Consider the following 25,508-nt stretch of genomic DNA (forward strand, 5'->3'; position numbering starts at 1 on the left):
TGGAATTTATAATTTAGTTTTTTTTAAACCACCCATTATGGAGCAACTTACCTTAACCACGCCTGCACTTTTATTCTCTGCTATTTCGCTTATTATGTTGGCTTATACCAACAGGTTTTTGGCTTATGCAGCTATTATAAGGGATTTGCACGATAAGTACATGCAAAAAAAAGACTCTGTTTTAATCGCCCAAATAAAAAACATTAAACAGCGTTTGTACTTAACGCGCGCTATGCAAATTTTTGGCATTAGCAGCTTGTTGCTTTGTGTTTTAACCATGTTTTTAATTTACATACAGCAGTATAGAATAGCAGTTTGGGTTTTTGGTTTAGCGCTTTTGTTGCTCATTATCTCACTTGGGCTATTAATTGTAGAAATTCAAATTTCTGTAAAAGCTCTAGAACATCATATAAGCGATATCGAGAAAAGCAAATCTTAAAGGGCAGGACTTTTAATAAAATGCCAATACATGAATACCAAAGCATTTTTTTTAACATTTGTAATTTACCAAAGCAGTATGACTATTTTCAATTTTTCCCCTAAAAGCAACCTAAGCAATTGGCGCATTGTAAACGATGTGGTTATGGGTGGCCGCTCAAATGGTGATTTTTCAATCAATAGCAACGGAAATGGCTTGTTTAAAGGTCTTGTTTCTTTAGAAAACAATGGTGGGTTTTCTATGCTGCAATACCGTTTTAAAGCAATAGATGTGTTGCTTTTTTCCAAAGTCCTGATTAAATTGAAAGGCGACCAAAAAACCTATCAGTTTAGAATAAAAACCAATTCCAGCGATTACTATTCTTATGTACAATCTTTTGATGCCAATGGAAAATGGCAAACTATTGAAATTCCATTCAACACCATGCAGCCGGCTTACAGAGGCCAAAAATTAGATGTTGAAAATTACCCAGGGAAACAAGCAGAAATGATTGGTTTTTTAATAGGAAATAAAAAAAATGAAGCCTTTCAATTAGAGATTGATTGCATTTTTTTAAAATGAATAACAATAAGCATTTAAAGATCTATCCCATATAAATTTAATGTGTTAAATAGCTGGTTTTAAGCTGGTTTTTGTGTTTCGGTATTCTTTTTTTTAAAAATAAAAAACCAACTGAAAGAAGTGAAATTTAATAAAAAACCAACGTGTTTTTTTTGCCAAGGCAGATAGACTTATTTACCTTGCAAGATATCGAATAATATAATATTGCTAAGAGATTTTTCGTACTTTAGAGTTGTAAATTATCATTCAAAATGGGTACAACCAATTCAAAAGCAAAAATCATATTCAAAGGGCTTGCTTTTTCTGAGGAAGAAGAAGTGTTAATTAATGCTTTGTTTCATAAAGAAACACATAAAAAAGGTACCATACTGTTAAAAGCCGGAGAAACTGTTGATGCCCAATATTATATTGAAACAGGGTGCCTGCGCTCATTTCATACAGATGCCCAAGGAAAAGAATACACCGTACAGTTTGGTTTTAAAGATTGGTGGATTAGTGATTTTACGGCTTTCTTTTCTAAATCTAAAGCTATACTTACTATTGAAGTGCTTCAAGATGCTACCTTGTACAGGATATCAAAAGATGATAAAGCACTTTTATTTACTAAAATACCTAAGGTTGAAACTTTTTTTAGAATAAAGTTAGAACGTGCGTTTGCAGCTTTTCAAAAACGTATTCTGGCAAGTTTATCGCAGTCTGCAACAGAGCGTTACATTCGCTTTGTTAAGACTTTTCATGATATTCAACAATGTTTAAAAAACTATCATATCGCCTCGTATTTAGGTATTACCACAGAAAGTTTAAGCAGAATTAGAAAAGAAATATCAAACAGCTAGATTAATTACCATACATCAATTTTTTTATTGATTTATCATTATACTTTTGTGTTATAGCTGAGATTAACAAAAATATAATTTGTAAATCCCTTCGGTTAATAGCAAAGTAAAAGCGCATATATTTTATGCGCTTTTTTATTACTTGATAAATTATAGTTTACTTACCTCGAATAATTAGGAGATTCGTTAGTAATCGTTACATCGTGCGGATGGCTTTCGTTAATGCCACTTGCTGTTATTTTTACAAATTGTCCGGTTTCTTTTAGTGTTTCAATATCTTTTGCACCACAATAGCCCATACCTGCTCTTAAGCCTCCAATAAATTGATGAATACTTTCGTATAAATAGCCTTTATAAGGTACACGTCCCACAATGCCCTCGGGCACTAATTTTTTAATATCATCTTCAACATCTTGAAAATAGCGGTCTTTACTACCTTGTTTCATAGCTTCAACAGAGCCCATACCACGATAAGACTTAAATTTCCTTCCTTCGTAAATAATGGTTTCACCAGGAGATTCTTTTGTTCCGGCCAAAAGCGAGCCTAACATTACGGTATCTGCTCCAGCGGCAATAGCTTTAGGAATATCGCCTGTATAGCGAATGCCGCCATCTGCGATTACCGGAACACCGCTACCTTTTATGGCCTGGGCAACCTCTAAAACCGCAGAGAATTGAGGGAAACCAACACCTGCAACTACTCGTGTTGTGCAAATAGAACCTGGTCCTATGCCTACTTTTACAGCATCAGCACCGGCTTCAACCAAATATTTGGCTGCTTCGGCAGTTGCAATGTTGCCCACAATAACTTCAAGCTCTGGAAATTTAGACTTTATTTCTTTTAAAACCGTTACTACGCCTTTGGTGTGCCCGTGTGCGGTATCTATAACCACAGCATCTACACCAGCATTTACCAAGGCTTTTGCTCTAATTGTGGCATCGCTGGTAACGCCTATGGCAGCAGCAACGCGCAAACGCCCGTATTGGTCTTTGTTTGCATTTGGCTTTTGGGTAACTTTTGTAATGTCCCTAAAAGTAATTAAGCCCGATAGCTTAAACATGTCATCAACAATAAGTAGTTTTTCTATTTTATGTTTTTGAAGAATTTTCTCTGCATCCAGTAACGATGTGCCAATAGAGGCCGTAACTAGGTTATCGCTGGTCATAACCTCGCTAATGGGGCGCGTGTTATCGTGTTCGAATCTTAAATCTCGATTAGTTACAATGCCTTTTAGAGTGCGGTCTTCACTAACAATAGGAATGCCCCCAATACCATATTCTGCCATATATTGTTTGGCATCGCTAACCTTTGCGCTAACTGGCAGGGTTACAGGATCGATAATCATACCGCTTTCTGCACGCTTTACTTTTCTTACTTTAGCGGCTTGGGCATCAATGGTCATGTTTTTGTGTAAAACCCCAATGCCACCTTCTTGCGCCATGGCTATGGCCATTTTGCTTTCGGTAACGGTATCCATGGCTGCCGAAATAATAGGTACATTAATGCTAATGTTGCGTGTAAATTTTGTTTTAATGTTTACTTCGCGAGGAAGTACTTCTGAAAATGCTGGAACCAAAAGAACGTCGTCGTATGTTAAACCTTCTCCTAATATTTTGTTTTGTTGTGAAGTCATTTTGCAATTACGTTAAATTGCGTGCAAATATACAATTTATATTGAAGAATTATTGTTAATTATTTGTAACTGTTTATAAAAAAACTGTTTTAAAAAACCAGCTAAGATGGATGCGGATTTTTAAAACAGCTTTTATGTTGTTTAATTTTTTTGTTTGATTATGCAATTTCAACAAACAAGGCTTCATCTGCTTTTTTAACATTTGCAAGCTTGTTTTTGGTTAATTCCTTAATTGCTTTGTCCCATTTTTTATTTGAAAGACCAGACTGTGTTTTTAAGTCGCTTAGTTCTAGTTTTTCGGTTTTTTTTAGTATTGTTAGTACTGCTTTGGCCTCATCGCTTAAAGCTATGGCTTTTTTTTCAGGCCTCATTTGCGGGAAAAACAATACTTCTTGTATGGATTGGTTATTGGTTAAAAACATAATTAACCTATCCATGCCTATGCCCATGCCCGATGTTGGAGGCATACCATATTCTAGGGCACGTAAAAAATCGTGATCTATAAATTCTGTAGCTTCATCGTCGCCTTTGGCGGCTAGTTTAAGTTGGTGCTCAAAACGCTCGCGTTGGTCAATAGGGTCATTCAATTCCGAGTAGGCATTTGCAATTTCCTTGCCGCAAACCATCAGCTCAAAACGCTCTGTTAATTCTGGGTTATCGCGGTGTTCTTTGCACAGTGGGCTCATTTCTTTCGGATAATCCGTTATAAAGGTAGGTTGTATGTAGTTGCCTTCGCATTTTTCGCCAAAAATCTCGTCAATAAGCTTGCCTTTGCCCATGGTTTCGTCAACTTCAATACCTAAATCTTTAGCCGCTTGCCTTATTTCGTCTTCGCTTTTTCCAGTAATATCAAAACCTGTAAAATGCTTTATAGAATCTGCCATAGTTACTCTGGCATAAGGTGCTTTAAAGTCTATTTCGTGGTCGCCAAATTTAGCTTTTGTGTTGCCGTTTACAGCCAATGCACAGTGTTCTAAAAGGCGCTCGCAAAATTCCATCATCCAGTTATAGTCTTTATAGGCAACATAAATTTCCATAGCGGTAAATTCGGGATTGTGGGTTCTGTCCATGCCTTCGTTTCTAAAATTTTTAGAAAACTCGTAAACACCATCAAAGCCTCCAACAATTAAGCGTTTTAGGTATAGTTCGTTGGCAATTCTTAAATATAAAGGTACATCCAGAGCATTATGGTGGGTTATAAACGGTCGTGCTGCTGCGCCTCCGGGAATGGGTTGCAAAACAGGAGTTTCAACTTCAAAATATCCAGCGTTGTTAAAAAAGTTACGCATGGCATTAAATAATTTTGTGCGTTTAATAAAAACTTCTTTTACATGCGGATTTACTACCAAATCTGCGTAACGTTGCCTGTATCGTTGTTCTGGGTCGGTAAAGGCATCGTAAACCTTTCCGTCTTTTTCTTTCGGTAAAGGCAAGGGTTTTAATGCTTTGCTTAAAAGTGTAAAATCTTTAACTTTTACTGTTTTTTCACCAACTTGTGTGGTAAACAATTCGCCTTCAACGCCAATAAAGTCGCCAAAATCCAATAGTTTTTTAAAAACATCGTTGTATTTTGTTTTGTCTTCGCTTGGGCAAATTTCATCACGATTAAAATATACTTGTATGCTGCCTTCTGCATCTTGTAGCTGTGCAAAACTTGCTTTTCCTTGCACTTTTACTTGCATTAACCTACCAGCAATAATTACTTTTTTATCTTCTTCAAACAACTCTTTTATTTGTTTGGATGTGTGGTTTACTGGGTATAAATCTGCCGGATATGGATTAATACCTAATTCACGTAATTTTGTTAACTTTTCTCTGCGTACAAGCTCTTGCTCTGATAATTGCGACATATTATAAATCCTGTATAAAAATTTTGATGCGCAAAGATAGTCATTTGATTTACGTTTTTTGATTATTGATTTACGATTTTTTTTCTGAAACTACTGCCAAGTTAGAGCTTTTATAGGCTGCTAATTATTTTTTTTGTAAAGTTTGTAATGGTTAGCCAAATAAAAGCACCCAAAACACAATGTTTTGGGTGCTTTAGCTATTAACCACCATTAATTTGTATAAATAATACAAACTAGTAATAAGACGATAAAAAGTGATGTTTATTGTGTTTTTTAACAAGTTTAACATAAAAAAACTCGGAAGTAAAATTCCGAGTTTCTAAATCATACGAATCATTGATTGAAGTAATATTATTAAATGAAGGTGACTAACTCTTATAAATAATTATTTTTTCGTGTGATTGTATATTATAATAACGAACAGGTTTGGTTTTTGTTGCATTAAATATTGGTTTTTTAACATTTTTAACGTTTTATTTTAAAAATATTAACATTTGCATAATCAAAAACCCAAAAGACAGGGTCTTTTGGGTTTTTATTTAATAACCTAGAATTGTACTAACCATCAACTATTATGCAGGTTATTAAATGTTAAGGTTTACAGGAAGCCACCGCCGCCGGATTTTGTGTTGTCGTCGCGTTGTTTTCTTGATTTTGCACGGTATTTCCCGCCACCAAAACGGTACGATAAACTGGCTTGTACGGTATGGCTTTCCCAGTTAAACTGACCGTTTTGTACAAATGGTTTGGTGCCTTCAAAAGCAAATTTCATGGTATTTAAAATGTCGTTGAAATTTAAACTGAATGAGCCTTTTCCTTTTGCAAAACTTATACGAGAACCCAGATTTACAAAATACATGGGTTTCATATCAAACTGTAGCGTTTTGTTTTTTCCTCTGTAAAATCCAAAGGCCGTTAAACTTAGTATTTTGCTCACTCTAAAATTATTGAACATTCTAAAGTTCCAAGCAACGTTATCTATTTCATCAATATTAGTTTCAATATCGTTTATAGTTGCAGTTTCTATTGGTGCAGTTAAATTTTCAGCTATTCCTTTTTGGGTCTGGGAGTACAAATCGAAGCTTCCGTTTATGCTCCACCATTTTGTTGGTCGGTAATTGGTTGATAATTCTATGCCAAAAGCCGAAGTATCATCAAAATTATCGTGGGTTAATATTATACGACCAGAATTTACATCGGTTCTATCTATAAATAGTGCTCGGTTAATTTCATCTGAAATAATTCTATAAAAAACACCTCCGGTTACGCTTCCTTTTCTATTGTTTAACGTTCTGGTGTAATTGGCTTCAATCGAGTTTGTAAACTGTGGGCGTAAATCGATATTTCCGAAAGAAGAAATTAATGGTGTGCTCCATTCTTTAATGGGGTTTACTTGTCCTATTCCGGGGCGGTCCACACGTCGGCTATAACTAAATTGATACGAATTTTTTTCACTTGCTGTGTACGTTATAAAAGCCGAAGGATATACCTCGAAATAATCGTTTTTAAACGTTTGGGTGCTTGCCGCTTCAGATGAAAGCGCCAATGCATCTTCTGTTACATTTTCTGCACGCACGCCTATTTGGTAGGTCCATTTTTCAAATTTTTTGCTAAAGGTGGCGTAAGCCGAATAAATGTCTCTGGTGTAATCGAAATTGGTACTTGGGGTTGGCCTTAAAACACCTTGGTCGTTCAAGGTTAAACCTGTTGATGCATAAGCAATATCGGAGTTAAACAAACGCGCCTGCAAGCCCAATTCCAGTTTTGAGGTTTTAGAAACTGGGTTTACGTAATCTAAGTTTACTGTGGTGCTTTTTCTATCGGTATTGTTAAAGTCTTTATAATCATCGTTTGAGCCTAAAAGGAATTTAAAATCTGCCGGTGTGTCGTCTTCAAAAGTATTGTAATCTACTTCTAATTCGATGTTATGGCCATCTTCTGAAAAATCGTGTACATAGTTAAAGTTGTATTGCGATGACATGTTGTCGCTTTCAGCAAAAAAAACTTGATGTTGGTTAAACGACGCATTGCTGTAAAACAAGGCTTCGGTTTCGCCATCGTTACTACTATCGGAGGTGTTTTGTGTGGTGAAAAACGACATGGTGTTCTTGTCGTCTAAATAAAAATCAAGTCCTACTTTATATAAATGCGATTGCCTTTTATCTAAAAATTTAAAGAACTGCTCCGAGTTGTTTTCCGGTCTTACCACATTACCGCGGTTTTTGTTTTTAGAGATATTATTGCTGTAACTGCCGTATAAATTTAGTTTGCCGGTACGGTAATTCATGTTTAGGGCGCTATTAAATTTGGCTTCTTTTTCGTGAGACAAACCCAAGCTTAAACTGCCGTTAAAGCCTTGCATGGTGTTTTTATGAAGCACAATATTTATAATGCCGCTCATGCCTTCGGGATTGTATTTAGCAGACGGGTTGGTAATCAATTCGATTTGTTTTATGGCGGTTGACGGAATTTGTTTAAGCAACTGCGCCGTAGGAATGTTTGATAATTTGCCATCTACCATTACACGAACGTTTTGGTTGCCACGCAAGCTAATATCGCCCGTTTGTGCATCGACACTTACCGATGGGATGCCAACCATAAGCTCTGATGCGCTACCAGTTGCAGCCAGATCTTTGCCAATGGTAATTACTTTTCGGTCAACTTTTTGCTGTATGGTTGAGGTTTCGGCAATAACGGTAACGGCATCTAAACCTTCGGCTTCTTCTTCTAAAAGAATGTTTCCAAGGTTTACTTTGTAGTTGCCCTTGCCAATGGTAATGTTTTTTGTAATGGTTTTGTACCCTATATATTGGATACTTACTTTTATTTTGCCTTCTGCTACTTTATCGATTTCAAAAGAGCCGTCTTCTAAGGTAATGCTGCCGGTTAGGGTTTCGCCCGCAGTATTTTTTATTATAACATTTACATAGGGTAAGGGTTGTTTAAGTTTTGCATCTAAGACCTTGCCCGAGATGGTGCCTGTTTTGTTGTCTTTTTTTTCGGGGTCTGCGGTATCTGCTTGTGCAGTTATTGAGAACAGTAATAAACACACGAAGAATAAGTTTTTCATTTTGGTTGGTTTTTTGATTGATTGATTAAAAGTAATACAGTATTGACGTGTAGATTTAAAATCTGTTACTATATTTAACAAAGCTTAACATCTTTTTAACATTATGAGTAAGAAAACACTAGTAATTGGCGCTTCGGTAAAACCAGATAGGTATTCAAACCATGCTATTCTAAGCCTTGTAAATAAAGGGTATAGCGTTGTGGCTTTTGGGTTGAAAAAAGGTGAAGTTGCTGGCGTAAATATTGATACCCAATTAAAACCATACAAAAATATAGATACCATTACGCTATATTTAAGCCCTAACCGGCAAGAAGCGTATTATGATTATGTGGTGTCTTTACAGCCCGAGCGCGTGATTTTTAATCCGGGAACCGAAAATCATGAGTTTTGTGAGATTTTAAAGAAAAACAATATTGGCTATGAAACAGCTTGCACCTTAGTGCTTCTTTCTACTAATCAATATTAAACCTAAATAGGTAATAATGCCGTTAAGTGGCAATATTTCCCAATGAAATTTATATGCTCCTATAATACTTTCTGGTAAAGATGTAATTATAAGGCTTAATGTTATTGATAACAAAGCAACAATCCACGCATTTTTATCTTTTATTTCACGTTTGGTTAAAATGCCAAAAGCAAATAAACCTAAAAGTGGGCCATAAGTATAGGTGGCAAATTTAAATAAGTTGCTTACCACGTTTCCTTCAAGATTATTAAATATAATAACAACCATTATTAGTAATAATGAAACCCCAATATGCACTTTTTTGCGCAGCGGTTTTTGTTCGGCCTCGGGTCTTTTTTCAATGTTTAAAAAATCTACCGAAAACGATGTGGTTAACGATGTTAATGCACTATCGGCACTACTGTAAGCCGCGGCAATTAAACCGATGAGAAAGGTTATGGATAAGGCACCGCCCAAACCTTGGTTCATGGCAATTTCGGGGAACAGCAAATCGGTTCGGGTTATGTTGTTAACAACTGGTATCTGTAAATTGAATTTATCGGCATAAATAAACAATAAGGCGCCAAGCGAAAGAAAGGCGAAATTTACCACAATAACCAAAGTAGCCATGGTAAACATGTTTTTCTGGGCGTCTTTTTTGTTTTTACAAGTTAGGTTTTTTTGCATCATATCTTGGTCTAAACCCGTCATGGCAATAGCAATAAATATGCCTCCAATAAAATATTTCCAGAAATAGGTGGTCGTATTGGGGTCGTCAAAAAAGAAGATTTGGCTTTTTGCTGAAAACGCTTCCGATTTTAACATGCTAATTACCGTAAAATCCAATTTTTGGTTTATTAAATAAATACCAACGCCTACAGAAACCAGCATCGCCAACGTTTGCAGGGTATCGGTCCAGATAATCGTTTTTATGCCGCCTCTGTTGGTGTACAGCCAAATTAATAAAATAGATATTACAACAGTTAGCCAAAACGGTACTCCAAGTTTTTCAAAAACAATATATTGCATCGATAATGCTACTAGGTAAAGCCTAAACGAAGCCCCGGTTACTCTAGAAAGCAAGAAGAAAAAAGCACCGGTTTTATAACTTACAATACCAAAACGCTGCTCTAGGTATTGGTAAATCGAGGTTACATTGAGTTTGTAATACAGCGGCAGCAAAATAAAAATAATAAACAAATAGCCTACAAAAAAACCAAAAACACCTTGCATGTAAGCAAATTGCTGGCCGCCAATCATTCCAGGGACCGATATAAAGGTTACGCCAGAGAGCGATGCACCTATCATTCCAAAGGCCACCAAGTACCAGGGCGATTGTTTTTTGGCCTTAAAAAAAACGTCGTTACTATCGTCTTTTCCTGTTAAGTACGATATTATAATAAGCAAGCCAAAATAGCCGGAAATAAGTAAAAGGATTTGCGTTGCAGTCATAAAAAATTATTTTCAATCGCCAAATTACGTAAAAGTTGATAAGATTTTGAAACAAGTTCAGAATAAATAGTAAATTCGCAACCTATGGAGTTTTCTTCTAAATTGCTAGAACGCGCTGTTAACGAAATGTCTCAATTACCCGGAGTGGGTAAACGAACCGCATTGCGTTTGGTTTTGCACTTGTTAAGGCAGCCTAAAGAGCAAACTACCGCACTATCACAAGCCTTGCAGAATATGCGCAACACCATAAAGTTTTGCGAGTCTTGCCATAATATTAGCGATGTTAAACTATGCGATATATGCGCCAACCCAAATAGAAACGAAACCATTATTTGCGTTGTAGAAGATGTTAGGGACGTTATGGCCATAGAAAATACCAGTTCGTTTAAAGGTTTGTACCATGTTTTGGGCGGTAAAATATCGCCCATGGATGGCATTGGCCCGCACGATTTGAATATTGAAACTCTGGTTGCAAAAGTTAAAAAAGGAGTTGTAAAAGAGCTTATTTTTGCCCTAAGCTCTACCATGGAGGGCGATACCACAAATTTTTATATTTACAAACAAATTCAAGATTGCGAGGTTTTAACATCAACCATTGCACGCGGTATTTCGGTTGGCGATGAGTTGGAATATGCCGATGAGATCACCCTAGGAAGAAGTATTGTAAATAGAATTCCGTTTGAAACGGCTTTAAAATTATAATTTCATTTGAAACTCTCAGTTGTAATTTTAAACTATAATGTGCGCTATTTTTTAGAGCTCTGCTTAAAAAGCGTGCAAGCTGCTATTGTAAATATTGATGCAGAAATCATTGTGGTCGATAATAATTCTGAAGACGGTAGTTGTAACATGGTAAAGGCATTATTTCCTGATATTAAGCTTATAGAAAATAAAGAGAATTTAGGTTTTTCAAAAGGAAATAACATAGGCGTTTCTCAAGCAAAAGGCGATTTTGTTTGTGTTTTAAACCCAGATACGGTCGTTGCAGAAGATACGTTTGTTAAGATTCTGGGCTTTGCACAAACAAAACAAAAATTAGGCATTGTTGGGTGTAAATTAATAAACGGTGCAGGTCAATTTTTACCAGAAAGCAAACGAAATATTCCGTATGTAAATGCCGCTTTCAAAAAAATGTTGGGCAATTCTAAAGACTATTACGCGAATCGTTTAAATGAAAACCAAAAGGGAAAAGTAGATGTGCTGGTTGGTGCATTTATGTTTTTTAAACGCGAGGTATATCATAAAGTAAACGGTTTTGACGAAGATTATTTTATGTACGGCGAAGACATCGACCTATCCTATAAAATGATAAAGTCCGGCTACCAAAACTACTATTTTGGCGATACAACGGTTATCCATTTTAAAGGTGAAAGCACTTTAAGAGATAAATTTTATGCACGTCGGTTTTATGGTGCCATGCAAATATTCTACAAAAAGCATTTTAAGAAAAACCTACTGTTCGATATGCTCGTCTGGCTTGGTATAAGCTTGGTTTATATATTCAGGAAAACTCCGGTAAAAAAGGTGGTGCCAATTGAAAAATACGTATTAATTTCCAATCAAATCAACGAAAAGCTTAAATTTGCATTGCAGAAAGAAATAACTTTAAAAACAGATTTAAAAAATATCCAAAGATTTACAGAAGTTATTTTTGATGCCAAAACACTGGGTTACAAAACGATTATCAGGATGATTGAAGATGCTGAAAAAAACATACCTATAACCTATAAAATTTTACCCGAAAAATCTAATTTTATATTAGGAAGCAACGACGCTGTAAGTAAAGGTGAAGTGATTGTTTTTGAATAATGATTATATAAATAATTAAAAAAAACTAATCATTTTTTATTAATTTTGCAGCTTTATATTAAAAAACAACGATTATATTATTTATATGGCAAAGTTTGAGCTTAAATTACCGAAAATGGGCGAAAGTGTTGCAGAGGCAACAATAACAGCTTGGTTAAAAGAAGTTGGCGATACCATTGAGTTGGATGAAGCGGTTTTGGAAATCGCGACCGATAAAGTAGATAGCGAAGTGCCAAGTGAAGTAGATGGTATTTTATTAGAAAAGCGTTTTAATGTTGACGATGTAGTACAAGTTGGGCAGGTTTTAGCGGTAATTGAAACCAAAGGCGAAGGTGTAGTAGAGCCCCAAGCAGAAGCCACTGAAACCAATAAACCAAAACCCGAAGCCCTAGAGCAAGTAGCGCAAACAGTAACAGTTGCCAAAGAAACAGTAGCCCCAATTAGTTCGAACGATGAACGTTTTTACTCGCCATTGGTAAAAAATATAGCCAAACAAGAGGGCATTTCTCAAAACGAATTGGATGCGATTGCAGGTTCCGGTAAAGACGGACGCGTAACCAAAAACGATATTTTAAATTATATAGAAAATAGGGGGGCTGCTAAAAAAGAAGAAGCACCAGTAGAAACCCCAAAACCGGTTGCAAAAGCTGAAACACAACAAAAAACAGTTCCAACACCTGTTGTTGCAAGTGGCGAAGATGAAATTATTGAAATGACCAGAATGGGCAAGCTTATTGCACACCACATGGTAGAATCTGTGCAGACTTCGGCACACGTACAAAGTTTTATTGAAGCCGATGTTACCAAAATATGGAATTGGAGAAAAAAAGTTAAAGATGGCTTTATGAAGCGCGAAGGCGAAAACCTAACCTTTACACCAATTTTTATGGAAGCCATTGCCAAAGCATTGCGCGATTATCCGATGATGAATATCTCCCTTCAAGGCGATACCATCATAAAAAAGAAAAATATTAACCTGGGTATGGCAGCGGCTTTACCCGATGGCAATTTAATTGTACCGGTTATAAAAAACGCCGATCAGCTTAATTTGGTTGGCATGACCAAACAAGTTAACGATTTAGCAAACAGAGCGCGCTTAAACCAACTAAAACCAGACGATATTCAAGGCGGTACTTACACCGTTACCAACGTGGGATCATTTGGCAGTATTATGGGTACACCAATTATTAACCAGCCACAAGTGGGTATTTTAGCTTTGGGTGCCATACGTAAAGTACCCGCGGTTATCGAAACCCCAGAAGGCGATTTTATTGGTATTCGTTACAAAATGTTTTTGTCGCACTCCTACGACCACCGTGTGGTAAATGGTGCATTGGGTGGCATGTTTGTAAAAGCTGTAAAAGATTATTTGGAGGCTTGGGATAGTCAAAGGGAGATTTAATTTTATTTTGAGCAAAGCGAACGTCTCATAGAAAAATAAGTGTTTTTTTTCGCTTTCGCGGAAATCAATAAAAACTAAAACCAACCCATAAAACGGTTGGTTGTTTTGTTTTATACACTTTGGTAATTTAGTACCTTTGCACTTGATAAAAAGTAGCCATGCAATTAAACCTAACAAAACCCATCTGTTTTTTCGATTTAGAAACCACAGGAATAAACATTACTAAAGACCGTATCGTAGAAATAGCCATACTTAAAGTACACCCCAACGGCAAAGAAGAAAGCAAAACCTGGTTGGTAAACCCGGAGATGCCCATACCAAAAGAAGTAACCGAAATCCATGGCATTTCTGATGCCGATGTGGCCGATAAGCCCACATTTAAGGAACTGGCAAAAGAAATTTACAACCTTATTAAAGACTCCGATTTGGGAGGCTTTAATTCCAATAGATTCGATATCCCGCTTTTAGCCGAAGAAATGCTTCGTGCCGAGGTTGATTTCGATATGAAAAACCGTTTGTCCGTCGATGTGCAAACCATCTTCCATAAAATGGAACAGCGCACATTAAGCGCCGCCTACAAATTTTATTGCGATAAAAATTTAGATGATGCGCACAGTGCCGAAGCCGATACCAATGCGACTTTTGAAGTGTTAAAAGCGCAAATAGCTAAATACGACGACCTAGAAAACGACACCAAGTTTTTAGCCGAATTTAGCTCCCGAAAAAAGTTTGCAGATTTTGCCGGTTTTATCATTTATAACAAAAAAGGGGAAGAATGTTTTTCTTTCGGAAAGCACAAAGGCAAATTAGTTACCGAAGTTTTAGAAAAAGAACCCGGGTATTTTGGCTGGTTGTTAAATGCCGATTTTCCGCTATATACCAAAAAAGTATTAACAGCTATTAAGTTGAAGAGCTTTAATAATAAACTATAAAATAGAAAAAAGAAAATAGAGGCCAGAAAATAGACTGCTTTAAGTTATTTAAATGAGTAAGAGTCTATTATCTAAAAGCGAAGCGGTCTAATATCTAAATTCTAAAAATAAATGAAACTAATCTGCATCGGTAGAAATTACACCGAACATATTAAAGAACTGGAAAACGAAAAACCGCTAGATCCTGTCGTTTTTCTAAAACCAGACACGGCAATTCTTCTTAAAAAACAACCCTTTTTTATTCCCGATTTTTCGGATGATGTGCACCACGAAGTTGAAGTTTTGGTAAAAATTAATAGAGTAGGGAAGCATATTGATAAAAAGTTTGCCCATAAATATTATAATGAAATCGGACTTGGAATCGACTTTACAGCACGCGATTTACAAAGCCAGTTAAAAGCAAAAGGGCTGCCATGGGAAAAAGCAAAAGCCTTTGATGGTGCTGCGGTTGTTGGCAAATGGCTTTCGGTGGATGGATTTGAAAATTTAAACAACATAAATTTCTCGTTGCAAAAAAACGACACTATTGTACAGCAAGGAAATACGAGCCACATGTTGTGGAAAATTGACGAATTAATAGAATATGTGTCAAAATATTTTACTTTAAAGATAGGAGATATTATATTTACAGGCACGCCAGCGGGAGTTGGCAAAGTCTTTGCCAACGACAAGTTAAAAGGATTTATAGAAAATACCGAAATGTTTTCAATTACAGTAAAATAAATGGAACAGCATTATAAATTATTCAGAGTACGCGAATTAGCCGATAACGACGACGATTTCGTTAAAACCCTGGCCGAAACATTTTTAGAAGAAGTGTCTGAAGATGCAGAACGACTAAAAAAAGCGGTGGCCGAAAATAACTACCAAGAAGCTTATCAGGCGGCTCATAAAATGAAGCCAACTGTAGATTTGTTCGAGCTGGGTATTCTCCAAGATTTAATTGAAGTACAAGATTGGGGCAAATTTGCCAAAACAGATATCGATATTACCGAAAAACTAAATATTGTTATTACGGCGGTAAACAAGGCTTTGGTTGAAATAAAATCAGATTTCAAACTCTAATGCAAGCCGAAATAATTACCATTGGTGACGAGTTGCTTATTGGGCAGGTTATAGATACCAATTCTGCATATATTTCTAAACGGCTTAACGCCATAGGGGTTTCGGTGTATCAAAAAACCGCTGTTCAAGATGATAAAACGCATATTCTTAAAGCCTTAAAAGAGGCCGAAGAAAATGCCGAAATTGTTATTTTAACTGGCGGATTAGGCCCCACAAAAGACGATATTACCAAAAAAACCATTGCCCATTATTTTAAAGATAGATTGGTTAGAGATGCTTCCGTGCTAAAAAATATCCAGCAACTTTGGGAAAAACACATCAAGCAACCTCTAAAACAGGTTAATATAGATCAAGCCTTGGTGCCATCAAAAGCCACGGTTTTAATGAACTTGTATGGTAGCTCACCAGGGATGTGGATTGCAAAAAACAACAAGGTTTTTATATCGCTACCCGGTGTACCTTTTGAAATGAAGGCCATCATGGAGCAAGAGGTTATTCCAAAATTAAAAACCACATTTAGTTGCCCAAGTATAATTCATAAAACCTTATTGGTTTATGGAGTTGGTGAAAGTACGCTTGCCGAACGGATAGAACACTGGGAAGAAGCCCTACCAAAGCACATAAAACTAGCCTACTTACCAAACTTAGGTAAAGTAAGATTGCGCTTATCGGCAAAAGGATTTGATAAAGAACAAATTATAAATGAGGTAGAAGAACAAGTTAAAAAACTGCTACCATTAATTAAAGAAGAATTTGTTGGTTTTGAAGACGAAGAAGCATCCCTCGAAGTGGTATTGGGCAAGCAATTGGTAAAATCTGGAAAAACACTAGCTTTGGCCGAAAGTTGCACCGGCGGCAAAATTGCCCAACAAATAACCGCCAATCCTGGAGCTTCAAAATATTTTAAAGGCGGATTGGTAACCTACGCCACCCAATCTAAAATCGATGTTTTGGGCGTTTCAAAAACCATTATTGATGCGCATTCTGTTGTAAGTGCACAAGTAGCCGAGGCCATGGCGCAAAATGCACTGCAATTATTCAACACAGATTATGCCCTAGCAACCACAGGACATGCAGGCCCCGAAAAAGGCGACTCCAATGCCGAGGTTGGTACCGTTTTTATTGCTCTGGCCACAAAAAACAAGGTGTTTTCAGAAAAGTATAACATGGGCAACCATCGCGAAAAAGTCATTAATAAAGCGGTAAACAAAGCCTTTGAAATGCTTCAAAAAGAAATTTTAAAAAATAGATAAAAATTAAATTGTCATAATATAAAGAATTTGTATATTTGCACCTCGATTTTAAGCAACAAAAAATTTAAAGTTATAAATAATGTCAAGAGTTTGTGAACTTACAGGAAAGAAGGCAATGGTTGGAAACAACGTGTCTCATGCATTAAATAGAACTAAACGCAAATTTAACGCGAATTTAGTAAAAAAACGTTTTTACATTCCAGAAGAAGATAAATGGATAACTTTAAAAGTTTCTACATCTGCTTTAAAAACAATTAACAAAATTGGAATTGCTGCAGCAATTAAGGAAGCAAAATCTAAAGGGTTCTATAAATAATAGCTGTACAATTAGGAAGCGATTTCTTAGCGCAAGCTCCCGAAAACTATAGGCGGGGAATTAGCAGCAATTACAAAAAAATATTATATCATGGCAAAAAAAGGTAACAGAATACAAGTAATATTAGAGTGTACAGAGCATAAAGAGTCTGGGCAACCAGGAACTTCTCGTTACATTACCACAAAAAACAAAAAAAATACGCCAGATAGAATGGAGATTAAAAAATTTAATCCAATTCTGAAGCGTATGACAGTTCATAAGGAAATTAAATAATTAGAAAATTTTCAAAGCGAAAAATTTCAAATAAATTAAATTAGAAGTTTTAAGAAAATTTCAAATAACGCATAAGTCATGGCAAAAAAAGCAGTCGCATCATTACAAACAGGATCAAAACGATTAACAAAAGCTATAAAAATGGTAAAGTCCCCAAAAAGCGGAGCTTACATGTTTGTTGAATCTATTATGGCACCAGAATTAGTAAACGACTTTTTAAACAAAAAGTAAAACTAATCATACAACATATTAAAAACTGCTTTCATTTTCTGGAAGCAGTTTTTTTATGCTTATATTTTAGTAAATTTACTGCCATAATTACACTATAAAAAACGTAGTGCGAAAATTGGCGATAATTATTTGGGCGTTACAACTCCCGATAGCTATCGGGAGGGCGGGCTTTCGGCAGTCGCTTTTTTGTGTTGCATAGGTGCAACAACACAAAAAGAGCTTCAACAATACCTCAATCCCTAACGCAAAAAGGAACTACAACTGATAAACAAATTAACAACAAACGAATAAACAGTATAAATGAGTTTTTTTAAAAAAATATTTTCATCAGAAAAAAAGGAAACCTTAGATAAAGGATTGGAAAAATCTAAGTCCAGTTTTTTAGGTAAACTAACCAAGGCCGTAGCCGGAAAATCTAAAGTTGACGATGAGGTGCTGGATAATCTTGAAGAGGTTTTAGTGTCTTCAGATGTTGGCGTAAACACTACTCTTAAAGTTATCGAGCGTATTGAAGCACGTGTTGCAAAAGACAAATATTTAGGTACCGACGAACTCAACAAAATACTCCGCGAAGAAATAGCAGGTTTGTTAAGCGAAACCAATTCTGGCGAAGACACTGAATTTACAATTCCAGAAAACAAAAAACCTTTTGTAATTATGGTGGTTGGAGTTAATGGCGTTGGCAAAACCACCACCATTGGCAAACTTGCGCATCAATTTAAAAAGCAAGGTTTAAAAGTAGTTTTAGGTGCTGCCGATACCTTTCGGGCCGCGGCCATAGACCAGTTGCAGGTTTGGGCAGACCGTGTAGATGTGCCAATTGTAAAACAATCTATGGGCAGCGACCCCGCATCGGTGGCTTTTGATACTTTGCAAAGTGCCGTAACCCAAGATGCCGATGTAGTTATTATTGATACGGCAGGACGATTGCACAACAAAGTAAATTTAATGAACGAGCTTACCAAAGTAAAACGCGTAATGCAAAAAGTAGTTGATGATACCCCAAACGAGGTCTTGTTGGTTTTAGATGGCTCGACAGGGCAAAATGCCTTCGAGCAAGCCAAACAATTTACTGCGGCAACTGAGGTAACAAGTTTAGCAGTAACCAAATTAGACGGTACTGCAAAAGGCGGTGTTGTTATTGGAATTTCGGACCAATTTAAAATTCCTGTAAAATATATTGGTGTTGGCGAAGGTATTGACGATTTACAGGTTTTTAACAAGTTTGAGTTTGTAGATTCGTTTTTCAAGTAAGGGCTTTTTTATCGTTCCCGCGAATCCCGATAGTTATCGGGAGGGAATCTATTTAATAGACAATTTATAAGTTATTCTATCTTTCATAATTAGTAATTAAAACATCTCCCAAAGAAGTCTTTGATGTTTTATGAAAGCCCAAACACCTCAATAATTGGTGGACTTTAAAATCTTTAGGCAAGCCAGAATTAAATTCAGAATACAACTTAAATTTTACTGCTGATTATAATTGGTTTTTTAAAGTTTCAAAAGTAAAAAGCAATGCATCATTTCATTTAAAAATAACTAAATCTGACGATTATTGGAACCCAACCACTTTCGGTTTCGATTTAAAAACAAATGATGAAGGTGCTTCAGTTAAATTTAGTCATATAAATTGGCAAAAGGACAATCATAATTTTAAGCATTCATAATTTTGTTGGGCAATCCGTTTAAACGGATTAAAGAATTATTTAGAAAAAGGAATCAATATTTCTTTTAAAATAGAAAATAAACAGCAAACAACTGCTTTATTCAGTAATAAACGCATTTAGTTTTGCCCATAATTCATTGTCAAAATCAGAGCGCGCAAAATTTATATCACTAGCTGAATTTCCCATGCGTACAATAACTAATTTTTTACTAGGGGCAATATATATTTTTTGGTCATTTTTACCCAGAGCGGCATACATATCATTAGGTGCATTCGATATTAAATCACCCTGAAATTCAATTTGCGAAGCAGGTAAACGAAAGCTGCTTTTACCATTTAACCACCACATGTAGCCATAGGCTTTATTAATGTCCTGAGACGTATTTGTTGCTTCACTTAAAAAAGCCTCAGGAACTATTTGGGTGTTTTCCCATTTGCCGTTAGCAGAAATCATGAGTCCAAAACGAGCCATACTTCTTGTGTTGCTCCAATACACATTAAAATCATTATTTTTAATCCATGCACCATTCATTCCTATTTTATCTTTCAATTTAGAATTAAAATAAGTGCTCCAAGGTATATTTGTAGCCTGAGAAATTACATCTTGCATTTTCACATAAACGTTATGATATGCCCATCTAGAGCCTGCATCTGCTTTGTATTTAAGATTTTCTTTCGAAACATTATCTCCTAAACTGTCATCTAAACCAGAATCCATTGATAACAAGTTTTTGCAGGTAATTAAATTTTCTTTTTGTAAAGTAGCACTGGTCCATCCGGTTCCTAAATAGTCTGATACTTTGTTGTTTATATTAATAAAGCCTTCATTTTGAGCGATACCAGAAATGGCGGTAGTTAATGTTTTTCCGGCACTTGCCCAATACCATAGTTTTTCAGAGTCGTGTTGGTTCATATAACGCTCTACAACAATCTTTCCGTTATAAAGAATTATAAAACCTTTGGTGTTTTTTTCTTCAAGATAATTTAGTAATGGTTTAAATTCGTTTTCGTTCCAACCTAAACTGGAAATTGATATGGTTTCCCAGGTGTTGGAGTTTAAAGGTGGAAAATAAAGTTTATCGTCTAGTTGAATTTCATCAATTGGGTTATCATTTGATGTGCAATTAAAAAACAAAATAACTATAAATAGAACAGGGTAAAGTAATTTTTTCATTGCAGTAGGTTTTCATTTTAAGACCTGTAAATATAAGAAAGGTTTAATTAGTCTGTAAAATACTTAAACGTAATTAGTTAATCGGATATCTTAAATCGTTAAGTAATGTGTATCTTTGCGCCCAGATTTATAGAACGTATGCGCACAAAAACTCTAAAAAAAAATAAGATAAATGTAGTTACTTTAGGCTGTAGTAAAAATGTTTACGATAGCGAAGTGCTAATGGGGCAACTTAAAGCCAACAATAAAGATGTTGTACACGAAGAAGAAGGCAATATTGTGGTAATTAATACTTGTGGGTTTATTAATAATGCCAAAGAAGAAAGTGTGAATACTATTTTGGAGTTCATGCAGAAAAAAGAAGCGGGCGAGGTCGATAAAGTTTTTGTAACCGGCTGTTTAAGCGAGCGTTATAAACCAGATTTGCAGAAAGAAATCCCTAATGTTGATGCTTATTTTGGCACTACCGAATTACCAAGTTTATTAAAAGCTTTGGGTGCCGATTATAAACACGAACTTATTGGCGAGCGTTTAACAACAACACCTAAAAATTATGCTTATTTAAAAATAGCTGAAGGTTGCGACCGCCCATGCAGTTTTTGTGCAATTCCAATAATGCGCGGAAAACATAAAAGCACACCTATTGAGGAGATAGTTGTTGAAGCCGAAAAACTAGCAGCAAATGGTGTAAAAGAACTCATTTTAATTGCACAAGATTTAACCTATTACGGACTGGATTTATATAAAAAACGAAATTTAGCCGAATTACTCGAAGCTTTAGTAAAAGTTGAAGGTGTTGAATGGATAAGGTTGCATTACGCATTCCCAACAGGATTCCCGATGGATGTTTTGGAAGTGATGAATCGCGAACCAAAAGTTTGTAACTATTTGGATATTCCGTTACAGCATATATCAGATTCCATCTTAAAAAGTATGCGCCGCGGAACAACTAAAGAAAAAACCACGAAATTACTTCAAGAATTTAGGGCAAAAGTGCCTAATATGACGGTTAGAACAACACTTATTGTAGGATATCCTGGAGAAACCGAAGCACATTTCCAAGAGTTAAAACAATGGGTTGCCGCTATGCGTTTTGAGCGTTTGGGATGTTTTACCTATTCGCACGAAGAAAACACACATGCTTATAATTTAGAAGATGATGTGCCCGAAGACGTAAAAATTGACCGCGCCAACCAGATTATGGAAATCCAATCGCAGATTTCTTGGGAATTGAACCAACAAAAAATAGGGCAAGAGTTTAAAGTGGTTATTGATAGAAAAGAAGGTAATTATTTTATTGGGCGTACCGAGTTTGACTCGCCCGATGTTGATAACGAAGTGCTTATTGATGCCACTAAAACCTATTTAAAAACGGGTGAGTTTACTACCGTTAAAATTATTGAAGCTGAGGATTTTGATCTTTATGCAGAGGTTGTTTAGCATTGGGAAAAACCATAAGCGGATTTTAATACCGAGGTTTTTTGGGTTTATTTAAGGTTTGTTTAACGGGTTTTTGTTTTTGAGAAATATCAGTCTAAAATAATTTTAATTCCATTTATCAATCTTGGCTTTTAATTTGTTAGATTCTGTTAGTCGGCCATTAATTGAATCTTCCATATATTTGTCAATACGAGAATTAAATCCCTTAATTGTCATTGGTGTTAAGTCGCCTTGTAAGTTTCCCTTAATTAGAACTGCTTAGTTTTCCAAAATTACATTTTTGTTTTCTTTTTTAAGGATTTTTTCAAGTCGTTAAATTGCATCTTCACTTTGAATCTTTAAAAACTCAAGGATAAGTTTTGGTTTTCTTGTCTGTAAATCCATTTTATCGGATTTTTTATCAAATTAATTTAAGCTATAAGTAAAAACATTTATAATTCTGTTGGTTATCGGAGCCTTGAATAAAACAGCATCGCAGCCTAAACTCAAAAATCACAACCTAAAAACCTCATAACTTTGATGCACTTGTTTTACAGCATTTTCTGTACGTTCGGCATGTGTGTCGCTTATAAATAGTTGCCCAAAGTTTTCATCATCAACTAATTTAATAATTTGTGAGACGCGCTGTTCGTCCAATTTATCAAAAATATCATCCAAGAGCAAAATGGGGTTTACCCCACTTTGTGCTTTTATAAAATCGAACTGCGCCAACTTTAAAGCAATTAAAAAAGATTTTTGCTGGCCTTGGCTCCCAAATTTTTTTATGGGATGCCCATCAATATTAAACAACAAATCGTCTTTATGCACACCAATACTGGTGTATTGCAACGCTTTATCTTTATTTAAGGCGTTTTGTAAAAGCGTGTTTAAATTATTTTTAAACAAATCGCTGTGGTAAACTAAATCTACGGTTTCATTGCCATTGCTTATGGCTTGGTAACGCGCCTTAAAAATGGGGATAAATGTTTTTAAAAAGGCGTTTCGTTTTTCAAAAATCGCAGTGCCGTAATCTGTTAATTGGCCGTTGTAAACCTCAAGGGTATCGGCATTAAAGGTGTGGTTAAGTGCAAAATATTTCAACAATGCATTGCGCTGCGCCAATATCTTGTTGTAGCTAATCACAAGGGCCAAATAACTTTTGTCGCTTTGCGATATTACGCTGTCTATAAATTTTCGGCGTGTTGTACTGCCTTCAATAATTAAATCCCTATCGGCTGGCGATATAATAACCAAGGGCAAAAAACCAATGTGCTCGCTAAATTTTTCGTAAGCTTTACCGTTGCGTTTTATTACTTTTTTTTGGCCACGTTTTAAACTAATAACAACCTTTTCGGTTTTGCCGTCTTTTTCGTAATCGCCATTAATCACAAAAAAGGCTTCGTTGTGTTTAATGTTTTGTGTAGCTACCGGATTAAAGTAGCTTTTTCCGAAAGATAAATGGTAAATAGCATCTAAAACATTGGTTTTTCCTATGCCGTTATTGCCAACAATACAGTTTATTTTAGTGTTGAAAGTGAAAGACTTACTCTCAAAATTTTTGTAATTAAGTAAAGAAAGCGATTTTAAAACCATATAAAAAATAACCTATAACATGTTGAGAAGCTGTGGTGCTTTAAAAGGAAGTGCAAATTATTGAAAAATATCAAATAAATAGGCTTTTAAATATGAAGAATTATTATATTTTTGCGGCGCATTAATATAGAACGAATTCATGGCGACTTACAAAAAAAAATATAAAGCAAACAATAAAGCAGAAAAAGAGCAAAACATAGAAGAAGGCTCAACTACAGCCGAGGTGTTTAACACGCTAGACGAAACGGCATCTAAAACCGAGGCGTTTGTTGCAAAAAACCAAAAATATATATTTATAATCGTTGGGCTTGTGGCCGCAGTGGTTTTAGGTTCATTAGCCTATAAAGAATATGTTGCAAAACCAAAGCAATTAAATGCGATGAACGATATGTTTCAGGCGCAAAAATATTTTGATCAAGCCGTAAATGGCGTAGCTAAAGACTCGTTGTTCAATTTGGCATTAAACGGTGGTGAGGGCAAATATGGCCTGTTGGATATTATTTCAGAATACAGCGGAACACCAGCTGCTAATTTGGCCAGCTATTATGCCGGTACGGCCTACTTAAAATTGAAGGATTACAAAAATGCCGTAGAGCACTTAAGTAATTTTAAAAGCGATGACGAAATTTTAGCGGCTTTGGCCAAAGGAAATATTGGCGATGCCTTTGTGCAGTTAAACCAAAAAGAAGATGCTTTAAGCTATTACGAACAAGCTGCTAAATTGCGAGATAACAACTACACTACACCCATGTATTTGCACAAAGCAGGTATTATTGCTTTAGATTTGGGGCAAGCAGATAAGGCTTTGGCGCATTTTAAAAGCATTAAAGAAAAGTACGCAACATCTACCGAAGCGGCAAATGTTGATGTGTTTATAGGCAAAGCGCAAGTATTGGCCAATAAATAATTATTAGTTTAATAACACTATGGCAACGGAAAACAAAAATCTATCCGATTACGATAAAAGCACAATCCCAAACGCGAGCAAATTTCGGTTTGGGATTGTGGTTTCAGAGTGGAACGATACCATTACCCAAGGCCTTTACAAAGGTGCCCACGATACGCTAATTGAAAATGGCGTATTGCCAAACAATATTGTACGTTGGAATGTTCCCGGAAGTTTCGAGCTTGTTTATGGCGCCAAAAAAATGCAAGAGCAAATGGTAAATGCCGTAATAGCCATAGGTAGTGTTATTAAAGGCGAGACCAAACATTTCGATTTTGTTTGCGAAGCTGTTTCCCAAGGTATAAAAGACTTAAATGTAAGACGCGAAACACCCGTAATTTTTTGTGTTCTAACCGATAATAACATGCAACAAGCCCTAGAACGCTCTGGCGGAAAACACGGTAATAAAGGCACCGAAGCTGCTGTTGCTGCTATTAAAATGGCAGTATTGCGTAAAAATAGTTAGGCTCTTTTTAAAATTCCAATTTCTAAAAACGCAAACTCCAGAGCTTCTCCGCTTAAACTTAATTATTAAATTTTTATTTTTTTTTAGCATTTCAACTTCTGTTTTCTGTCGGTTTTTAAGTATTTTTGATTAATAAGCAACTTTATTTTGTTTAAGCAGCGAAAACATAAAACCTTTAATTATAAACCGCGGTTTTCTGAAGAAAGCAAAGCCGATTCTAAATTAGAGGATAACACTGCAAAAGATTTTGTTTCAAAATGGAAACGAGAGCGAAGTACTAAAACAAAGAGGGGTTTAAGCATTTCTATCCGAACGCTCATCCTAATTTTGGTATTGTTATTGATTTGTATGTATATATTGGATTCTAAATTCATTTGATTTCAAAACTTTGGAAATTATGGGACTTTTAAAATTGAGAAAAAACAAAAAATTCAGTTATACACCTCGGTATTTTGATGATAAGGGAGAAGGTAACCCGTTTGAAATTAAACACAAATTTGATGAGCACAGAAAAACCATCGGCAACAACGGTTTTAAAACAAAGTTAAATAATGCCCTTGAAGATTATAAGAACCCCGATAAAAAAGCCAATAAACGAGTTTTAATTATTGTAGCTATTCTTATTTTGGTATTCCTTTTTATCATCGATTTCGATTTATCTATTTTCTTTTCTTAA

General features: G+C 35.6%; 25 protein-coding genes. 19 read left to right on the forward strand and 6 right to left on the reverse strand.

Features of this window, described 5'->3' with window-relative positions; all coding sequences use genetic code 11:
* Positions 1–37: 37 nt before the first annotated feature.
* From ACFSQS_RS07970 to ACFSQS_RS07980, 3 genes are all read left to right on the forward strand, one after another.
* Positions 38–439: a DUF2721 domain-containing protein gene (locus ACFSQS_RS07970; RefSeq protein ID WP_388016740.1), complete on the forward strand. Its 402-nt coding sequence runs from the start codon at positions 38–40 to the stop codon at positions 437–439.
* Between the two features lie 30 nt (positions 440–469).
* The gene (locus tag ACFSQS_RS07975) at positions 470–1,000 is read left to right on the forward strand and encodes a CIA30 family protein (protein ID WP_388016743.1); all 531 of its coding nucleotides are present in this window, start codon (positions 470–472) and stop codon (positions 998–1,000) included.
* Positions 1,001–1,251: 251 nt separating this feature from the next.
* Positions 1,252–1,836 carry a Crp/Fnr family transcriptional regulator gene (locus ACFSQS_RS07980; protein WP_388016746.1) on the forward strand — a complete coding sequence of 195 codons (585 nt, stop codon included), beginning with the start codon at positions 1,252–1,254 and terminating at the stop codon, positions 1,834–1,836.
* A 161-nt stretch (positions 1,837–1,997) separates the two neighbouring features.
* Here ACFSQS_RS07980 and guaB read toward each other — a convergent pair whose 3' ends face one another.
* The 3 genes from guaB to ACFSQS_RS07995 all read right to left on the reverse strand — a co-directional run bounded on the left by guaB (position 1,998) and on the right by ACFSQS_RS07995 (position 8,390).
* Complete coding sequence (gene guaB / locus ACFSQS_RS07985; protein ID WP_388016749.1) at positions 1,998–3,470, reverse strand: IMP dehydrogenase; 1,473 nt, start codon at positions 3,468–3,470, stop codon at positions 1,998–2,000.
* A gap of 158 nt (positions 3,471–3,628) precedes the next feature.
* Positions 3,629–5,320: a lysine--tRNA ligase gene (gene lysS, locus ACFSQS_RS07990; RefSeq protein ID WP_388016752.1), complete on the reverse strand. Its 1,692-nt coding sequence runs from the start codon at positions 5,318–5,320 to the stop codon at positions 3,629–3,631.
* A 598-nt stretch (positions 5,321–5,918) separates the two neighbouring features.
* Positions 5,919–8,390, reverse strand: coding sequence for a TonB-dependent receptor domain-containing protein (locus tag ACFSQS_RS07995; RefSeq protein ID WP_388016755.1), 2,472 nt, complete (start codon positions 8,388–8,390; stop codon positions 5,919–5,921).
* 103 nt (positions 8,391–8,493) lie between these two features.
* Here ACFSQS_RS07995 and ACFSQS_RS08000 point away from each other — a divergent pair, with 103 nt between their 5' ends.
* Positions 8,494–8,856, forward strand: a complete 363-nt coding sequence (locus ACFSQS_RS08000; protein ID WP_388016758.1) for a CoA-binding protein — start codon at positions 8,494–8,496, stop codon at positions 8,854–8,856.
* Here ACFSQS_RS08000 and ACFSQS_RS08005 read toward each other — a convergent pair.
* Positions 8,827–10,287, reverse strand: coding sequence for a sodium:solute symporter (locus tag ACFSQS_RS08005; RefSeq protein ID WP_388016761.1), 1,461 nt, complete (start codon positions 10,285–10,287; stop codon positions 8,827–8,829). The genes ACFSQS_RS08000 and ACFSQS_RS08005 overlap by 30 nt on opposite strands.
* A gap of 84 nt (positions 10,288–10,371) precedes the next feature.
* On the opposite strand from ACFSQS_RS08005, the gene recR reads away from it, so the two are divergent.
* The 11 genes from recR (at position 10,372) to ftsY (ending at position 18,822) form a co-directional block, all read left to right on the forward strand.
* Positions 10,372–10,989, forward strand: coding sequence for a recombination mediator RecR (gene recR, locus ACFSQS_RS08010; protein WP_388016764.1), 618 nt, complete (start codon positions 10,372–10,374; stop codon positions 10,987–10,989).
* Between the two features lie 6 nt (positions 10,990–10,995).
* Positions 10,996–12,096 carry a glycosyltransferase family 2 protein gene (locus ACFSQS_RS08015; protein ID WP_388016767.1) on the forward strand — a complete coding sequence of 367 codons (1,101 nt, stop codon included), beginning with the start codon at positions 10,996–10,998 and terminating at the stop codon, positions 12,094–12,096.
* 85 nt (positions 12,097–12,181) lie between these two features.
* Positions 12,182–13,498, forward strand: a complete 1,317-nt coding sequence (locus tag ACFSQS_RS08020) for a dihydrolipoamide acetyltransferase family protein (RefSeq protein WP_388016770.1) — start codon at positions 12,182–12,184, stop codon at positions 13,496–13,498.
* Positions 13,499–13,656: 158 nt separating this feature from the next.
* Positions 13,657–14,430, forward strand: coding sequence for an exonuclease domain-containing protein (locus ACFSQS_RS08025; protein WP_388016773.1), 774 nt, complete (start codon positions 13,657–13,659; stop codon positions 14,428–14,430).
* A gap of 111 nt (positions 14,431–14,541) precedes the next feature.
* On the forward strand, positions 14,542–15,153 hold the full coding sequence (locus tag ACFSQS_RS08030) for a fumarylacetoacetate hydrolase family protein (protein ID WP_388016776.1): 612 nt from the start codon (positions 14,542–14,544) through the stop codon (positions 15,151–15,153).
* Positions 15,154–15,495, forward strand: coding sequence for an Hpt domain-containing protein (locus ACFSQS_RS08035; protein WP_388016779.1), 342 nt, complete (start codon positions 15,154–15,156; stop codon positions 15,493–15,495).
* Positions 15,495–16,748 carry a competence/damage-inducible protein A gene (locus ACFSQS_RS08040; protein ID WP_388016782.1) on the forward strand — a complete coding sequence of 418 codons (1,254 nt, stop codon included), beginning with the start codon at positions 15,495–15,497 and terminating at the stop codon, positions 16,746–16,748. Before ACFSQS_RS08035 ends, ACFSQS_RS08040 begins: the two co-directional genes overlap by 1 nt.
* Positions 16,749–16,827: 79 nt before the next feature.
* Complete coding sequence (gene rpmB / locus ACFSQS_RS08045; RefSeq protein WP_388016785.1) at positions 16,828–17,064, forward strand: 50S ribosomal protein L28; 237 nt, start codon at positions 16,828–16,830, stop codon at positions 17,062–17,064.
* 90 nt (positions 17,065–17,154) lie between these two features.
* Complete coding sequence (rpmG, locus tag ACFSQS_RS08050) at positions 17,155–17,337, forward strand: 50S ribosomal protein L33 (protein WP_007648529.1); 183 nt, start codon at positions 17,155–17,157, stop codon at positions 17,335–17,337.
* A 78-nt stretch (positions 17,338–17,415) separates the two neighbouring features.
* Positions 17,416–17,568 (forward strand): DUF4295 domain-containing protein, encoded by a 153-nt coding sequence (locus ACFSQS_RS08055; protein WP_388016788.1) that lies wholly within the window; start codon positions 17,416–17,418, stop codon positions 17,566–17,568.
* A gap of 300 nt (positions 17,569–17,868) precedes the next feature.
* Complete coding sequence (gene ftsY, locus ACFSQS_RS08060; RefSeq protein WP_388016791.1) at positions 17,869–18,822, forward strand: signal recognition particle-docking protein FtsY; 954 nt, start codon at positions 17,869–17,871, stop codon at positions 18,820–18,822.
* A 509-nt stretch (positions 18,823–19,331) separates the two neighbouring features.
* Here the strand turns inward: ftsY and ACFSQS_RS08065 are convergent.
* Complete coding sequence (locus tag ACFSQS_RS08065; RefSeq protein ID WP_388016794.1) at positions 19,332–20,408, reverse strand: serine hydrolase domain-containing protein; 1,077 nt, start codon at positions 20,406–20,408, stop codon at positions 19,332–19,334.
* A gap of 138 nt (positions 20,409–20,546) precedes the next feature.
* Here ACFSQS_RS08065 and rimO point away from each other — a divergent pair, with 138 nt between their 5' ends.
* Positions 20,547–21,848 (forward strand): 30S ribosomal protein S12 methylthiotransferase RimO, encoded by a 1,302-nt coding sequence (rimO, locus tag ACFSQS_RS08070; protein WP_388017227.1) that lies wholly within the window; start codon positions 20,547–20,549, stop codon positions 21,846–21,848.
* Between the two features lie 492 nt (positions 21,849–22,340).
* Here the strand turns inward: rimO and recF are convergent, their stop codons facing one another.
* Positions 22,341–23,420, reverse strand: coding sequence for a DNA replication/repair protein RecF (recF, locus tag ACFSQS_RS08075; RefSeq protein ID WP_388016797.1), 1,080 nt, complete (start codon positions 23,418–23,420; stop codon positions 22,341–22,343).
* A 139-nt stretch (positions 23,421–23,559) separates the two neighbouring features.
* Between recF and ACFSQS_RS08080 the strand changes: the two genes are divergently transcribed.
* From ACFSQS_RS08080 to ACFSQS_RS08090, 3 genes are all read left to right on the forward strand, one after another.
* On the forward strand, positions 23,560–24,327 hold the full coding sequence (locus tag ACFSQS_RS08080; protein WP_388016800.1) for a tetratricopeptide repeat protein: 768 nt from the start codon (positions 23,560–23,562) through the stop codon (positions 24,325–24,327).
* A gap of 19 nt (positions 24,328–24,346) precedes the next feature.
* Positions 24,347–24,832 carry a 6,7-dimethyl-8-ribityllumazine synthase gene (gene ribH, locus ACFSQS_RS08085; protein ID WP_388016803.1) on the forward strand — a complete coding sequence of 162 codons (486 nt, stop codon included), beginning with the start codon at positions 24,347–24,349 and terminating at the stop codon, positions 24,830–24,832.
* Positions 24,833–25,229: 397 nt separating this feature from the next.
* Positions 25,230–25,508, forward strand: coding sequence for a riboflavin synthase subunit beta (locus ACFSQS_RS08090; protein ID WP_388016806.1), 279 nt, complete (start codon positions 25,230–25,232; stop codon positions 25,506–25,508).

It is taken from the genome of Gelatiniphilus marinus, from assembly GCF_042684345.1.
GTDB lineage: Bacteria > Bacteroidota > Bacteroidia > Flavobacteriales > Flavobacteriaceae > Gelatiniphilus > Gelatiniphilus marinus.